Annotated in this window: 15 protein-coding genes; 11 read left to right on the top strand and 4 right to left on the bottom strand. The window is 33.8% G+C overall.

All coding sequences use genetic code 11. The features are described 5' to 3' along the window. Positions 1 to 141 precede the first annotated feature (141 nt). Positions 142 to 270: a ComC/BlpC family leader-containing pheromone/bacteriocin gene (locus tag FC46_RS10170; RefSeq protein ID WP_157046817.1), complete on the bottom strand. Its 129-nt coding sequence runs from the start codon at positions 268 to 270 to the stop codon at positions 142 to 144. Between the two features lie 235 nt (positions 271 to 505). Here FC46_RS10170 and FC46_RS10165 point away from each other — a divergent pair, with 235 nt between their 5' ends. From FC46_RS10165 to FC46_RS08420, 8 genes are all read left to right on the top strand, one after another. After that, positions 506 to 652 carry a bacteriocin gene (locus FC46_RS10165; protein ID WP_157046816.1) on the top strand — a complete coding sequence of 49 codons (147 nt, stop codon included), beginning with the start codon at positions 506 to 508 and terminating at the stop codon, positions 650 to 652. Between the two features lie 196 nt (positions 653 to 848). Next, positions 849 to 2,081 carry a GHKL domain-containing protein gene (locus FC46_RS08450; RefSeq protein WP_236702308.1) on the top strand — a complete coding sequence of 411 codons (1,233 nt, stop codon included), beginning with the start codon at positions 849 to 851 and terminating at the stop codon, positions 2,079 to 2,081. Between the two features lie 13 nt (positions 2,082 to 2,094). Beyond that, on the top strand, positions 2,095 to 2,895 hold the full coding sequence (locus tag FC46_RS08445; RefSeq protein WP_057799739.1) for a LytR/AlgR family response regulator transcription factor: 801 nt from the start codon (positions 2,095 to 2,097) through the stop codon (positions 2,893 to 2,895). A gap of 2 nt (positions 2,896 to 2,897) precedes the next feature. Continuing rightward, a complete protein-coding gene (locus tag FC46_RS08440; RefSeq protein WP_057799738.1) occupies positions 2,898 to 5,060 on the top strand; it encodes a peptide cleavage/export ABC transporter in 2,163 nt (720 codons plus the stop codon). Positions 5,061 to 5,073: 13 nt separating this feature from the next. Next, complete coding sequence (locus FC46_RS08435; RefSeq protein WP_057799736.1) at positions 5,074 to 5,670, top strand: HlyD family efflux transporter periplasmic adaptor subunit; 597 nt, start codon at positions 5,074 to 5,076, stop codon at positions 5,668 to 5,670. A gap of 773 nt (positions 5,671 to 6,443) precedes the next feature. Beyond that, on the top strand, positions 6,444 to 7,166 hold the full coding sequence (locus FC46_RS08430) for a DUF975 family protein (protein WP_057799734.1): 723 nt from the start codon (positions 6,444 to 6,446) through the stop codon (positions 7,164 to 7,166). 150 nt (positions 7,167 to 7,316) lie between these two features. Then, a complete protein-coding gene (locus FC46_RS08425) occupies positions 7,317 to 7,529 on the top strand; it encodes a hypothetical protein (RefSeq protein WP_057799732.1) in 213 nt (70 codons plus the stop codon). A gap of 105 nt (positions 7,530 to 7,634) precedes the next feature. Beyond that, positions 7,635 to 9,248: a putative polysaccharide biosynthesis protein gene (locus FC46_RS08420; RefSeq protein WP_083478044.1), complete on the top strand. Its 1,614-nt coding sequence runs from the start codon at positions 7,635 to 7,637 to the stop codon at positions 9,246 to 9,248. 53 nt (positions 9,249 to 9,301) lie between these two features. Here FC46_RS08420 and FC46_RS08415 read toward each other — a convergent pair whose 3' ends face one another. After that, a complete protein-coding gene (locus FC46_RS08415) occupies positions 9,302 to 9,541 on the bottom strand; it encodes a hypothetical protein (protein ID WP_057799729.1) in 240 nt (79 codons plus the stop codon). A gap of 96 nt (positions 9,542 to 9,637) precedes the next feature. Between FC46_RS08415 and FC46_RS08410 the strand changes: the two genes are divergently transcribed. From FC46_RS08410 to FC46_RS08400, 3 genes are all read left to right on the top strand, one after another. Further along, on the top strand, positions 9,638 to 10,966 hold the full coding sequence (locus FC46_RS08410; RefSeq protein WP_338033568.1) for a PTS transporter subunit EIIC: 1,329 nt from the start codon (positions 9,638 to 9,640) through the stop codon (positions 10,964 to 10,966). Then, complete coding sequence (locus FC46_RS08405) at positions 10,944 to 11,846, top strand: alpha/beta hydrolase (protein WP_057799727.1); 903 nt, start codon at positions 10,944 to 10,946, stop codon at positions 11,844 to 11,846. Before FC46_RS08410 ends, FC46_RS08405 begins: the two co-directional genes overlap by 23 nt. A 400-nt stretch (positions 11,847 to 12,246) precedes the next feature. After that, positions 12,247 to 14,376 carry an ATP-dependent Clp protease ATP-binding subunit gene (locus FC46_RS08400; RefSeq protein WP_057799725.1) on the top strand — a complete coding sequence of 710 codons (2,130 nt, stop codon included), beginning with the start codon at positions 12,247 to 12,249 and terminating at the stop codon, positions 14,374 to 14,376. A 48-nt stretch (positions 14,377 to 14,424) separates the two neighbouring features. Here the strand turns inward: FC46_RS08400 and FC46_RS08395 are convergent, their stop codons facing one another. Together FC46_RS08395 and FC46_RS08390 are read right to left on the bottom strand one after the other, a co-directional pair. Further along, the gene (locus tag FC46_RS08395; protein ID WP_057799723.1) at positions 14,425 to 15,204 is read right to left on the bottom strand and encodes a LytR/AlgR family response regulator transcription factor; all 780 of its coding nucleotides are present in this window, start codon (positions 15,202 to 15,204) and stop codon (positions 14,425 to 14,427) included. A 3-nt stretch (positions 15,205 to 15,207) separates the two neighbouring features. Continuing rightward, positions 15,208 to 15,945, bottom strand: a complete 738-nt coding sequence (locus tag FC46_RS08390) for a GHKL domain-containing protein (protein ID WP_083478045.1) — start codon at positions 15,943 to 15,945, stop codon at positions 15,208 to 15,210. Positions 15,946 to 16,132 lie beyond the last annotated feature (187 nt).

Raw genomic sequence — 16,132 nt, 5'->3', positions numbered from 1 at the left:
GAAAAAGCCAGAACCTATAAAGCTTCCAGCTTATTTAGTGCTTTCAAGTTTCAGTATTTAAAAAGATAATAAAAAATCCAAATTAATTATGCTGCATTCCAAGCTTAATCAATTTGGATTTTTAGATTTTGATTAGCAATGTTAGTGACTTAGACCGTGCCAGAAACCTTTACCAAATTGTTGTACTTCCCACACGAAGTGATTCCAGCCCTTGTTACCACCTACGATTTTTTCAAGTTCAGTTGAATTCAACTTTTTAAAATTGTTCATAATAAAACCTCCAAATAAAATTTAATTGACCATATCTTGATCAACATCCATTATTCTAATATTTTTGAAGAGCTAAACACGAATTAGTCATAAATGGTATATTTTTAGGAATATCCAGTTATATTACCAAATATTCCTAAAAACATACCGAATTTTACGACTTTATGTGTTATTGTAACTAGCGTAGTAATATTAGTAATGTAAATCATAGAGTTTTAATGCGAGGAGATTTGAAATGAAGAAATTAAACGAGAAAGAATTACGTAAGATTAATGGTGGGTTAATTGACTTTAATATAATTAATTTTATTTCGTTTGATAATAAGAAAGATAAAAATATTGTAAAAGAATATTTCCATAAATTTTTTAAGAAATATTTCTAAAGAAGAAGACATATGTATTTTGGATTATTACAAATAATATTCTCACCAATATTTGATTTAATAATATTTTATGAAGTAACGAAAATAAGCAAAAAAATAAAAGATTATTTCTTTGTGTCCTTTATATTAATGGGATTAATAATAATAGAATTGGTATTTAATTTATCAGATTATTATGCTAATTTTATTGAAATAATTGCATACTTATTTTATTTTATTTTATTTTGAATTAATTAGAAAATTTAAAAATATAAAATTGCTAATAGGTGGTATCTTTATATTTTCTTTGTTAGATCTAATATTAGGTATTTCAACTACAATATCGATTTTTTTAGTACCATCCATACAAAATAACGGAATAGACTTTCTGGTCACTATATCTATTGAAGTCTTATTAATTTTACTTTTTAAAAAGATAGGTATAGGATCATGGATTAAACAAAATATTATCGGAGAAAATGGTATTTTATTTCTGTTCTTAATTGCATATATACTTATTTCTGGTGAAATTGTTTATTACTTTACTCTTACAGATAACTATTTATCAGAAGTGTTAAGAGTTTCTGTAAGTTTGTTATTATTGCAAACAATTTTTGCAATAATTTTATATTTGGTAATTAATCAAATTCAGAAAGGACTATTAACCCGGCAAGAACAAGAAAAACAAAAAATAGAGAAAGATCTAGCTATAGCTAGACAAAAAGAAGTAGAAGCCAAAAATAATGAATTAGCTTTAAAACAAGAACAAATAAAGAAAGAAAACGCTCAATTAAAAGAATACTCTGGTTATTTAGAAAAAAACGAAGATGACTTACGTCGGTTCAAACATGATTATCAAAATATTCTTAATAGTCTAAAATTAACGGCTGAAGAAGGTAATAGTGATAAGGTTGTAAAATTACTGGATAAATACAGTAAAAATCAGATTGACCCTAAGGCTTTACGTAAGTACAAAGGTGTTAATCATATTAAAGTAGAAGAGTTAAAAAGTATCGCTATTGCTAAATTATCCAAATTGTATAGTTGGAATATCAACTATGCCTTTGGATGTGACGTTGAAATTAGAGAAATACCTAAAAGTGTTGATATTCTTGACTTAACTCGAATTATCGGAATTGCCTTTGATAATGCAGCTGAAGAAAGTAAGTCGTTGAACGAAGAGCTGGGGGATAATTCAGCACGAGTAGAGGCGATTTATTATCAAGAAAATGGTGACTTTGAGTTTGAAATAAATAATAAAGTAAGACCAAAAGAAATTGATACAGCCGAAATTAGTAAAAAGAATTATACGACTAAAAAAGATCATATGGGTCTTGGACTAGCAAATTTGAAAGAAATAGCTGATAAGTATAAAGATACTATGATTGTGAATTATGGAGTAAATGACGGAAAATTTACGTTTAATTTGACCATATTACCTGATGAATAGAAAGAAGCTTGGGATGAAATATCCAGTATTTATTTGTGACGATGATCCAGAACAGATTGAATTAATATCTAAAACCTTATGGACAGCTGAATATATTTTATCTGATGTGGAAAAAGTGGAATTTGATGTAAATTCTGCGACTAATTATGGAGATGCTCTAGAATATTTGAAGCAAAACAAAAATGATGGAGGGATTTATTTCCTCGATGTTGAGCTGGGTAAGAAGGCTGATAAGGATAATGGTTTTGATTTAGCCGAAGCTATTAAAAAACAAGACAAAAGATCACAGATTGTTTTCGTTACTAGCCATGCAGATCTAGCATTTATTGCATTTGAGAGGCGATTAGGGTCAATTGATTATATTATCAAATCTTCTGACGTTGATGTGTTCAAAAGAAGAGTAGTTGAAACTATTGAAGTAGCTCTCCATCAATTAAAGAATATGAACTATATTAAGAAAACAACGTTCACCTTTAAAATTGGAAGACAGATCTTTAACGAAGATATGAACAACGTTATTTTCATTGAGACTACCGATGTTTTGCATAAACTTGATTTAGTTAAGACGAATGGCTTAGGACAACTAATAGGAACAATTAATCAATACGATGAGGAAAATCCATTATTAGTTAAGATTAGTCAATCGTGTTTGGTTAACCCAGAAAATATTGAGTCAATTGATTTAAAAAATCGCATGGTATCCTTTGTTAATGGTGACAGGAAAGTATATTCTCGTTCAAATGTTAAGAAAATGAAGCAATTAATGCAAAAATACAATTATACTGTGAGATCGCTAAAAGTAGATGAGGATTAAATATGATTAATCAATTTAAATATAAATCTATCTACATCCCTCAAGTTGATGAATCAGACTGTGGTGTTGCTTGTTTAGCGATGATTCTTAAGAAGTATCATTCTAGAGTTTCTTTAGCACACCTACGCCATGAAGCAAGAACCAATCTTGAAGGTACAACTGCTTTAGGTTTAGTTAAAACAGCCGAAAAGTTTAATTTGAAAACAGAAGCTTTTAAAGCAGACATGTCTCTATTTGATGAAACTGATATCCAGTATCCATTTATAGTTCATGTCTTAAAACAGGGCGAACTACTTCACTATTATGTTGTCTTAAAGAATGCCAAGAATTATCTACTTATTGCCGATCCTGATCCAAGCGTAGGCGTTGTAAAGATGTCTAAGGATAAGTTTGCTGGAGAGTGGACCGGCATTGTTTTATTTATGGTTCCAAATGATGACTTTGAGCCGATCAAAGAAAAGAAACGTAATCTTTGGTCATTATTTCCATACATGTTCAAACAAAAGAAGCTGGTTACTAATATTATTTTAGCGGCTCTCTTAATGACAATTATTAGTATCTGTAGTTCTTACTTCTTACAAGGATTAATTGATACTTATATTCCTAATGGGACTTATCAGACGCTATCAATTCTGGCAATTGGGTTACTAGTAGCGTATGTCTTTAATTCAATCTTCTCTTATGGACAGAACTTCTTGTTAAATGTCTTAGGTCAGAGATTAAGTATCGATTTGAACTTACAATATATTAGACATATCTTCGAATTACCAATGGAATTCTTCGTTACTAGAAGAACTGGTGAAATTACTTCAAGATTTTCTGATGCCAGTAGAATAATTGATGCATTAGCTAGTACAGTTATTTCACTCTTTCTAGACCTTTCAATTGTAATTGTGATGGGGATTGTTTTGGCAGTTCAAAATATGACTCTGTTTGTCATTACTTTATTATCGCTTCCAATCTACGCCATTGTTATTCTCGGTTTTACCAAGAAGTTTGAGAAGATGAATAATGATCAGATGGAGAGTAACGCTGTCTTAAGTTCATCGATCATTGAAGATATTCAAGGAATTGAAACAATTAAGGCTTTGAATAGTGAAGATGTCCGCTATCGCCGTATTGATAGTCAATTCGTTGATTACTTGAAGAAGGCATTTAGATACAGTAAGACAGAATCTCTTCAGTCAGCTCTAAAGACCTTTATCAGGTTGTCCTTGAATGTAATTATTCTCTGGGTAGGTGCCAGAATAGTTATGAATGGGCAGATGAGTATCGGTCAACTAATGACTTTCAATGCCTTATTAGCTTATTTCGTTGATCCGCTTCAGAGTATTATTAACTTACAGCCAACCTTGCAATCAGCTAATGTAGCTCAGAATCGGTTGAACGAAGTATACATGGTTAAGAGTGAATTTCAAGAAAATGCTCAGGTTAAAGATACTAAGCAATTAGACGGAGATATTGAATACCATGATGTAGATTATCACTATGGTTATGGAGAAGATGTCTTAAAAGATATCAACTTACAGATTAAGCAAAATGATAAATTAACCATTGTGGGGATGAGTGGCTCAGGTAAATCAACGATGGTTAAGCTGTTAGTGGAATTCTTCTCTCCAAGTAAGGGGAAGGTAACGGTTAACGGCTTTGATACCACTAATATTGATAAACATACTTTACGCTCTTATATCAATTATGTTCCGCAAACTCCATATATCTTCTCAGGGACAATAACGGAAAATCTCTTGTTAGGAAGTCGAGATGTTACTGAGGAAGATATAGTAAGAGCATGTAAGATTGCAGAAATCTATGATGAGATTAATAATTTGCCTTTACAGTTTGAAACTAAATTAGATGAAAATGCCAAAATCTTATCTGGTGGACAGAAACAAAGATTAACAATTGCACGTGCTTTATTATCACCTGCTAAAGTGTTGATTCTAGATGAGGTGACCAGTGGTCTGGATACAATTACTGAGAAGAAGGTAGTTGATAATCTGATGAAATTAACTGATAAGACAATTATCTTTATTGCCCACCGCTTGGCAATTGCTCAGAGAACTGACAATATTGTTGTAATTGATCATGGTCAAATAGTTGAACATGGTAATCATGAAGAGCTAATGAAGAAGCACGGCTTCTATTACAATTTGGTTGAGAATTAAGGAGGAACTGCTTATGGATAAAACGAAAGATTATGAAAGTAGTGAATTCTACTCCTATAAATTCAAAAACTTCTCAACAATGATTATTGTTCCTGCAGCTATCTTGGTGGTTCTTCTAATCATTAGTTCATTCTTTGCAGTTAGACAGAATACAGTCACGGCAGAAGGTTCAATTGAACCAGCTAGAGTAGTAAACGTTAATAGCAGCAAGTATCAAGAAGGGCAAACAATTACAAGAAATAAGCAAAAGTGGACAGTTCATCTTGATGAAAAGGATGAAAACTTAGTTCACTTAATGACTAAATTAAATCCTAAAAAAATAAGGATCATGGTATACCTACCAGGTAACAAGATTAGTGCTATTAAGAAAGGTCAGACTATTCATATGAGTTTGGCTAATAGCAACGGAACAACAGATAGATTAACTGGGAAAGTGACTACTGTTGCTTCTTATCCAATAAACGTACGTGGAACTAGAGCATATGAAGTACTATGTGAAGCTAAGGCCAAGAATAAGAATTTAAAATATGGCATGACAGGAGAAGTAAGCATAATAACGGGTAAGTCAACATATTTTGAATATTTGAAAGATAAAGTGTTGGATAAATAATTAGTTAAACATATATTTTGAGATAAAACTTGATTGTTATGTATGAAAATACCAAATATTATCAATTTTCAACCGAATTTGTCGAATTTGGTTACCAAAGATTATAAGCGATATATTAATAATGTAAGTTGAAAAGCGGCTTATTATGAGCAAGAGGAGGATTTTTGCGAAAAATGGTTAAGTTGAATTTGAATGATCTTAAATGCATAACAGGTGGCACTCATTCAGGTTGCTACAAAAAGGGTTATAAATTAGGAAGAAAAATTAAATATTGGAATAATATCATAAATAGTATTCCTCTTGATAGCCCTATTATTAATATTAATATTTAATCTATATTAAATAAGAGTATTTTTTGTGATAAAAATACTCTTATTTTTCTAAAACAGTGAAAACGTAAATTTATAAATTCTATTTTAAATAAATATGAGTTATAAAAATGTTTAATAACAATTCAAAGAAATTAGCGAAAAAGCAGCCAAGAATAAATCAGTTTTAAGCATTGCTTCTAACGTAGCTTTACACCTTAGATCATACTTCAATGAGAATAAATTACCCGAGAGAGTGAATCAACTTCTAATTAAACATTTCGTTGCAGTTAATTTGGTTTGGACATAAATATGTGAAGAAGAGCAAAATGCTCTTCTTTTTTGATGGATATGATATCAAATTTGAAAATAGGGCATGAATTGATATAGAAAATTATCGTGTCTATTTTTACAGTTTTTTCTCTTCAATAGTGATAAAATATAGAAAACATGGAGGAGAAAATTATGACAAGAAAAGAGTTAAAAGATAATGCTAAGAGCCAACTTCGCGGTAATTGGGGCTGGGCAATCGCTTTATTCTTAGTATCAGCTATTTTTATTTATATCGTTAATGACATTATTTCTTATTCAATTACTGGGAAAGATGTTATTTACCGATCTGTTGAATCATTCGGCTCAATTTACAACAACACTGTGGTTGTTGAAAAACCAATGACTATCCAAATTTCTAGTTTAATATCATATGTTTGGGGAATCCTATCAACAATGATTCTTTGGGGTGTTACCTATACTATCCTTAAGTTCAGAGATGATGGCTCAAAGGAAAATGTCTTCAAAGCAATGTTCTCAGCTTTTACCAACGGTCGCTTTGAAACTAGCTTCTTGACATCACTTCTTTACGGAATTTTCTTAACATTATGGGCCTGTTTGCTAGTTATTCCTGGTATAGTTAAGGCTTATGCTTACGCAATGACACCTTACATTCTTAAGGATACTTACGATGCTGGCAATAAGCCAACCGCTACCGAAGCAATTACTAAGAGCCGTGAATTGATGAAAGGTCACAAGGCAGAGTTGTTTGTCCTTGATCTTAGCTTCATCGGCTGGTGGTTACTCGGAATCATCACTCTCGGAATTGGGTTCATTTGGATCACTCCATACTACCGTCAGACTAAGGCCAACTTCTACCGTGAATTAACTAACGGTAAAACTTTTAAGAAAAACTAAATTCATCAAAATTCCGAGCCTTTTTTGAACAAAAATTAGCTAACTTCTGTATAATGCTTGTTAAGTAAATGAAAGGCTATATTATGGAAGAAAAAGATAAAGATAAACCGCCGACCGAAGGCGAAACCTATAAAAGGGCGGGTGAATGCCATGACTGAGTTATCATTCACCCCGTTTGCTCGAGATAAATATAATAGTCTAACTGATCGTCAACAAAGTTATGTTGACCAGAGCTTAGATGGATTGAAGCGTGAGGACAACGGCTTTGTCCAGCACGTAGCTGATGTCGAATCCGGATTAACTATTTTGTTTGAACATTTGAATAGTGTGATCCTTGTAACCGACATTGTAAAATCTAAATAATAAAACAAGGTAAGAAAGCGTAAAGTTCGCTGTTCTTACCTGTTTTTTTGTCCTATTTTGCATATAATAAGAAGGTTAAGAATTGTTTATTAATGAGGGATTGTTGTGAATAAGAAAATCTTATCTGGCTCATTTTGGCTGTCATTCGGCAGTATTTTCTCAAGAGTATTAGGGGTAGTTTACTTAATTCCTTGGTTGATTATGTTAGGTAGCTATCATAATCAATTGAATGCACAAGCAATCTTTAATTCATCTTATACCCCTTATGCGCTATTTTTATCTGTTGGAACGGCAGGACTGCCTTCAGTAATTGCTCGTGAAGTCGCAGCACTTAATTCGAAAAATCGCTATAAAGATAGTGTCTATCTAACCAAGTTAGGCTTATTAATTATGCTGATTATGGGGGTAATATGTGGCTTTGCACTCTATATTAGTGCACCGTTAATTGCTAAAAGCAGCCCAGTAGATTCAGTAGCTCAAGCGACTTTTTCAATCAGGGTGCTAGTTCCAGCTGTTGTAATTCTGCCATCAATGAGTATGGTGCGTGGATGGTTCCAAGGTAACAACGATATGAAGCCATACGGAATTTCTCAGCTGTGGGAACAATTCTCCCGTGTGCTCTTCATCTTGGCAGCAACTTTTGTTGTGATCGAAGTCTTGCATCAGAACTACGTTTACGCTGTTTATCTTAGTGTATTTGGAGCATGTGTTGGTGCATTAACTTCCTATATTTGTTTGTTTTTATATTCCAAAAAGCAACTACCAGCACTTCGAGAGAAATTGTCTGCAAGTGAAGCCCGCAGTCTTGAAAATGTAGGTCAAATTCTTTGGGGATTGTGGGTCAGCTCAATTCCATTTGTGCTTCTTGGCGCTTTTATTACCTTAACCCAGTTTGTTGACCAGGTTTTCTTCAAACAAATCCTCTTGCAAACAACTAACTACACTTCACGCTACGTTAGTTATCTCTACACTATTTTTTCAGCTAATCCGAGCAAGATTACGACAGTCATCATTTCTCTAGCTACAGCTGTTTCAGAAACAAGTTTACCGTTATTATCAGGCTTGAGAGCGCAAGGTGAAACTAACAAAATTAGCGATTTATTGATTGAAAATTATCGCTTACTTTTGTTTGTTCTCTTGCCGATTGTGACGTTAGCAGCGTTTGCTAGTTCATCAATTTATACTGTCTTGTTCTCTCATGATAATCTTGGGACGTTTTATTTAATGCAGAACATTTTACAAAGTCTCTTTTTGGCCTTAGTCATGAATTCACTTACCTTATTACTAGCCTTAAATATGAATCGCTTGGCAGTGATTTATATGATTTTAGGATTAATATTGAAGTTAGTTCTGCAATTCCCATGTGTGCAACTTATGCAGACAACCGGTGCGATTGTTTCAACTGACTTGGCAATGATTGTCGTAGTTATTCTCAGCTATCATGCCCTGGACAAGACTTATGCGGTTGACTTGAAGCGGTTAATGCCATTATTGACAGCTAACTTTTACTTCTTAATAATTGTGGCAGCTTACTACTTTGCGTTTGGTGAACGATTCAATGATGTTACTAGCCGCAGTTTCAATTTTATTTATTTAGTAATCTACGGTCTAATCGGCCTGGCTATCTACATTTGGCTAACCAACAAGACACAGATTTCTAAGCAGGTTATTGGTAAAAAAATCGGCTACAAGTACTTCAGATATAAACACTTTAAATAGAAAAAAGGCGAGCAGTTAAGCAACATAGCTTTGACTACTCGTCTTATTTTGATTTAGAAGTTACCATAAGCATCATTATTGATGTTGTCTTTAAAAATGTGGTCAATGTATTTACTAGTTTCTACATCGGCTTTTTGTAATGCATCTTTTACTTCATTAGAAGTCATTTGATTAACAATGTAGAACTTAAGCGCCTTGTTGACTACTTCGTTTAGATCCTTATTGGTTAAGGTCATGTATTTTTCAACTAATTTTTCGACTTCATCGTTTAATTCAATCTTTTTCTTTGCCATCTTTTTCACCTTTTTTGATTACGTTAACTAAATTATAACATGGACTCTATTCGACATAGGGTATAATGAATCTTAGTTTAAAAAGGGGTGACGTGGATGACAGCAGTGTCGAATCGAATGATGGATACAATGGTTGCAATCTTGTTCTGGCTTAGACAACGGTCTTTTTTTAGAGTAGTGCAGAGAACGTTAATTATGTTAATGCCGGTTGCAACGCTCGGAGCATACTTTCGCTTATTGCATGATTGTGTGTTTTCGCCGGATAGTTTGATTTATAACTTGTTTAATTTTGACGCAGTTATGTCTGATACTATCTGGTATTTGGGCAACGATCTTAGCCTGGGGATGATGCAGGTTACTTTTGGAATGTTTGGCATTTTTGTGGCATATTTTGCGGCTAAATATACGGCACGCATTTACAACAAAGATTCCACAATGGCAGGCATTACTGCAGTACTGGTAATTGCCTTGTGTGCATCGCTAACAGTTGAGAATACTAATTCTAACCAAGTTGTTTTCATGTCACGGCTGATCAATATTAATGGGACATTATTTGCGATTTTAATTGGATATTCAATCGGTCAGGTTTTTCGTTGGGTAGGAAAAGATTATATCTATGAAAAGCATGAACATGTTAATGAAATTCAACGGCGAGTATGGAATTCTCTATTGCCAACAGCTGTTGCGATTATTATTGGTGCAATATTTGCACTTATTATATATTTTTTCAAACTTAAACTAATTGATTCAAGTTATGCTAGACAAATAATTTCCGAATTGCGCAGCAGTAATAACATTTTGGTTGTTGTTTGGTTAACTATTGTATCTACTTTTCTCTGGTGGCTTGGTCTGGGATATCCACTTCAAGCGTTGTCGAATATTAACAATACTGGAGCTGCTTTAGTAAATTCTAACTATGCATTTCGTCATGGAAGTGCGGCTAATGTACCCTATAAGTTCTTGGGTGGTTCAATGATTAAGGCATACGGTGTAATGGGGAATGCCTCGATTATCTTGGCTTTGATTGTAGTTTTGCTTCTTTACACTAATAATAAAGAAGTTGAAGCGATTGCTAAACTGAATTTACTACCAGCGGCTTTTGGCGTTAAGAACGGGATTGCGATTGGCGTACCTGTCATTTTGAATCCTCTATATTTACTCCCGGTTATCTGTATTCCAGCAATTAATGAATTAATTGCGGCTGCAGCTATTTCATTGAATTTGATTATGCCGAGCGCATATCCTGTTTTGAGCGGTAGTCCTGGTATCTTAATCTCGTTTTTTGGTACCAATGGTGATTGGGGAAGCTTTATCTTTACTGTTTTACTCTTTATATTAGATATCTTGATCTATGTGCCCTTTGTTCTAATGGGAATTCGAATTGAAGAAAAGGTGAGAGAATATGACGCAAGACAGCAAGATTAATTATAATAAGGCAAATGTGAAGTGGCTGTTGATTATTTTCCTTATTATTCTTACTCTCTCAATTCCAGCTTATTCATGGATGAAAAATGCGAATAGAGATCAAGCAGAGCGGCGTAAATCACTCTTGTCACCCATTATCATGGTGCCAGGATCGAGTGCGACAATTAACCGATTTGATTCATTGATAGCGCAACTTAACAAAAACAATCCGCACCCGCACAGTGTCTTGAAGGTAAAGGTTGATACTGATAATAAGCTGAATTTTTCAGGGAGTATTAGCCGCGGGGACAACGAACCGATTATTGTGATTGGCTTTGAGAATAATCATGATGGCTACAGTAATATTAAGAAGCAAGCAAGATGGTTTGATGATGCGTTTTATCAGATTTCGGAAACTTACAAGTTCAATAATTTCAAGGCTTTTGGTCACTCTAACGGTGGGCTAATTCTGACATATTGGCTTGAACACTACTATAGTGATTATTCTTCAGAAATTAAGATTAAGAAGTTGATGACTTTAGCTTCGCCTTATAACTTTAATGAAGGAAGTATGAATCACCGCACACAGATGTTAGAAGACTTTATCAAGAATCGCAAAAAATTGCCTAAGAGTCTGAAGGTATATTCATTAAGCGGTGGAGAGAGCTATGAGTCTGATGGAATTGTACCTGAAAGTAGTGTAAGCGCGGCTAAGTATATTTTTCAAAAGCAAGTTAAGAGCTTTATGGAAATTACAGTTACAGGAAATAAGGCTGGGCACTCAGATTTACCGCAAAATAAAGAAGTAGTGCGGGTAATGAAGCAATATCTCCTCAACAAAGCGAAAGTTCAAAATCGTCCGATTGTCAAAGATAATAAAAAAACAAAAAATAAAAGATAGTAAATGATTAGAAATGAAGCAATATAAAGGAAAAAAACTTTATATTGTTTTTTTCTTTGGAAATCTAAGTGTTTTTTATTGAATAAGAAAATAAATGAACTATACTAGACGTGGTTAATAGATTATCTGTGGAAAACTTCTTGCAAAAAAGAACAAATATTATTTAAAAAGCTAGCTATCTTAAGAAAATCTTTATATTTTGTGAACTGCATTAAGTATTGATATATAAGCATTTTTAATAGTTTTTTGAATGAATTCACAAAAATAAAGGTAAATTGTGGAAAACTTTTAAAAATATCTTGCATTCTGTGGATAACCTGCTATACTAATAAATGTAAAGAGTTAGCACTCAACTGATGAGAGTGCTAAAACTCAATTCTACTATTAGGGAGTGTTGCATATGGCATACTTTGACAATGATTTTGACAACTTATTTAACGAATTGAACAGTTCATTTTTTAATGATATTAACAGAAGTTCTAACGGCTCTATTCCAGTACATTATTCTGGCAATATGAGTAGCGCTCCTCAAACTATTCAACAAAATCCAGAACAAAAGAAAGAAAAACCAATCGGTGTTGACTTAGTTGAACAAGCTAAGAACAACAAATACGATCCAGTAATCGGCCGTGATCAACAAATTGATGATGTAATTGAAATTTTATCAAGACGTAAGAAGAACAACCCAGTCTTAATTGGACCTGCAGGTGTTGGTAAAACCTCTATTGTAGAAGGTTTAGCACAAAGAATTGCAGAAGGTAATGTACCTGCTAAGATGAGAGACATGCACATTATCGCTATTAACATTAACGATATGGTTGCTGGCTCAAGTCTTCGTGGTAGCTTCGAAGAAAGATTGAAGAAAGTTATCGACAAGGCTAAGAAAGACCCTAACATCGTTCTCTTCATCGATGAATTACACAACATTGTTGGTGCAGGATCAACTGATTCAGAAAATAATAACGGCGATGCTGCTAACATTTTGAAGCCAGCTCTTGCAAGCGGTGAACTTAAGTTAATCGGTGCTACAACTACTAGTGAATATCAAAGAGTAGAAAAAGACCCAGCTCTTGCTCGTAGATTCCAACCAGTTCAAGTTCCAGAACCAACTACTGATGTTGCTGTGAAGATTTTGGAAGGCTTGAAGAAGAAGTACGAAAGCTTCCACCACGTAAAATACGATGATGATGCATTGAAGCTTGCTGTTGAATTATCAGAAAGATACATCCAAGGTCGCTACTTACCAGATAAGGCAATCGACTTGATGGATGAAGCTGGTGCTAAGAAGAGCTTACAATTAGAACCAAAAGATGAAACTAGCTTGAAGGATAGAATTAAGAGCCTTAACGCTCAAAAGAATGAAGCTGTACAAGCTGAAGACTATGTAAAAGCTGGTGAAATCAAGAAGGAAATTGAAAAGTTAACTGATCAATTGAAAGATGTTGATAAGGCTTCAGAACCTGTGGTTACTGAAAAGGATATTTACCAAATTATTGAACAAAAGACTAATATCCCAATGAGTGAATTACACGCTGATGAAGCTAAGAAGAACTTAGATTTGGCTAAGAAGTTGAAGGCTGAAGTTATTGACCAAGATCGCGCAATTGACGTAATTACTGACGCTATTGCACGTAAGCAAGTCTTCAAAGACAGCGACCGTCCTACTGGTTCATTCCTTCTTACTGGACCTACTGGTGTTGGTAAGACTGAACTTGCTAAGCAATTGGCTATCAATCTCTTTGGTAACAAGGACCACTTCATTCGTTTGGACATGTCTGAATATCAAGATGAAATGGCAGTTAACAAGTTGATTGGTTCAGCACCTGGTTATGTAGGCTACGGTGAAGGTGGTCAATTAACTGAAAAGGTTCGTCACCAACCATACTCATTGATCTTGTTCGATGAAATTGAAAAGGCTAACCCACAAGTCTTCAACGCTCTTCTCCAAATTATGGATGATGGTCGTTTGACAGATGCCCAAGGTAGAACAGTTTCCTTCAAGGATACTATCTTAATCATGACTTCAAACGCTGGATTCTCCGACAAGTTACTTGAAGACGGTAAAGTAGATCAAGACAAGTTAATCTCAGCTCTTGAAAACTACTTCAGACCAGAATTCTTGAACCGTTTGGATGCAATTGTTCCATTCAACTCATTGACTAAGGAAGATATGGGTAAGATTGTAAACATCTACATTAAGAAGATGGAAGGTGTTCTTGCCAAGAAGGGTATCAAGGTTGAAGTTAGCGACGAAGCTAAGAAGGTTATCGCTGAAAAAGGCTACGACAAGAAGTTCGGTGCTCGTCCACTTAGAAGAGTAGTTGAACAAAACCTTGAAACTCCAATTGCTAAGCTTGTGATGAGTGAACCTGACACTAAGGAAATCAAGGTTACTGCTGATGACAAGCACTTGTATATGAATGACAAGTCAATCATGGACTTGGTAAAGCCAGCTGAAGTAGCTGATGGTGAAGTTGAAGTTCCTAAGGATGAAAAGAAGTCTGACAAGACTGAAAAAGCTGACGAATAATAGGATTTAGATATTAAAAAGACGCCCAGTTTGGGCGTTTTTTTGTGCTTATGCATTTTTTGGAGATAGTAGTTCTGCTTGTAACTCACGCATTTTTTTAGTATTAGATTGAGAGAAATAAGTAGTATCTCCATTGATAAAAGTAACTTTACGAGTTCTAAAATCGATTGAGCTAATATTCTTTGGATTAACTAAACAGGATTGACTGATCTTCAATAATTTTGGGTTATTCTTAGCATATTCATTAATACTACCCAAGAATCGTCCTTCACCGGTAGTCATAGTTAATAATAACTTATGTGGAGGAGCAGTAATAATGTAAATCACATCATCCAGATCTACTCTTTTGACCATTGCTCCTAAACTATAAGTAAAAGACATTTCTTTCTTATATTCGAATTGATTAATACTCTGAGTCGCTTTTTTAATAGCTCTAATGACGTACTTCTGAAATTCAACAATGTCAGAAGTTTTAACGATATAGTCAACAGGCCCTAATTCTCTTTGGTAAGTAATAATTGAAAGGTCAGCATGGCTAGTTACAAAAATTATTTGAGCTTTATTGTCTTTTTGTTTAATTAATTCAGCTAAATCAAAACCGGCTTGGCTTTCTTGATCAGAACCAAGTTCTACATCAAGAAAGTAAATTCCACCGGAAAAATTATTAGTGCTAAGATAATCTTTCACTTCTTCAGAAGTAGTGGCAGATGTAATTGAAAACTCAATCTTAGTATTTTCAGATAAGACAAATTCTGCTGTCTTTACGAGTTGAGTAATTAAATTAATTTGTTCTTGCTCATCATCACAGATAAAAACTGGGTATTTCATTTATTATTCCTCCATAGATGGCAAAATCACCAGGGAAAAGGTGAACCAACCGTCTTTCACTTCGTAATTAATCATCATTGAATCTTCGTATTTTTTGGCGATTTCGTTAACGTTCGCAAGCCCCATGCCCATATGGTGTTCCTTAGTTGTATAGTTTTTTTGTTTAAGCTGTGTAACATTGAGGTCTTTTTGGCGGATACGATTTCTAATTTCAAACTCAAAGTCACCGTTTTCTTGATAGTACATTGCAGAAATTTGAGCAGTTTCAGGATTATTAGTTTCTTTAACTAGTTCTTGACTCTCTTCTGCAGCATTATCAAAGGTAATTCCGATAATTCGAGTAATATCAATTAAGTCAACGGTATTAGGAATGCTACTAATTTCACTACTACAACCGAAACTGTAGTTAATATTCATACTGTAAAGCTTGGATAGTTTAGCAATTGCAATGCTCTTAAGCTCATCAATGTGAACGTGGTTAACACCTTTATATTTACGAAGGGCTTTTTGGTTGAATTGATTATTTGAATATCTATCAAGTTGCTCAACAACGGCTTTTACGTCGCCTTCTTGTGCACTGACTTTGAGACTGTTTAGAATGTTTTGATAATCATGTTTAAATCTACGGAGATCATCTTCATTTTCATCAAGATAGTTGGCATATTCTTTGATCTGCTCATTTTCAGATATTAGCTTTTTTTGTTTTTCTTCAGATAAGATGTTTTTTTGGATACGTACCATTCCAAGGTAGAGTAGTAAAGCGAAGATAGATTGGAATATCAACAATCCGATCGATATTTGAAGAGCTTCAGATAATTTTTGGTTTCTTAATACAAAATAGAAAGTTACTATGCTTGATAAATAAATGTAGAAAACATTCTAAGCTTAATAGTGAATTAATTATCCGACGGGATAATTGATTCACTAT

The sequence above is a fragment of the Lactobacillus kalixensis DSM 16043 genome (genome assembly GCF_001434335.1).
GTDB lineage: Bacteria > Bacillota > Bacilli > Lactobacillales > Lactobacillaceae > Lactobacillus > Lactobacillus kalixensis.
This window is presented reverse-complemented; position numbering and strand designations above follow the sequence as displayed.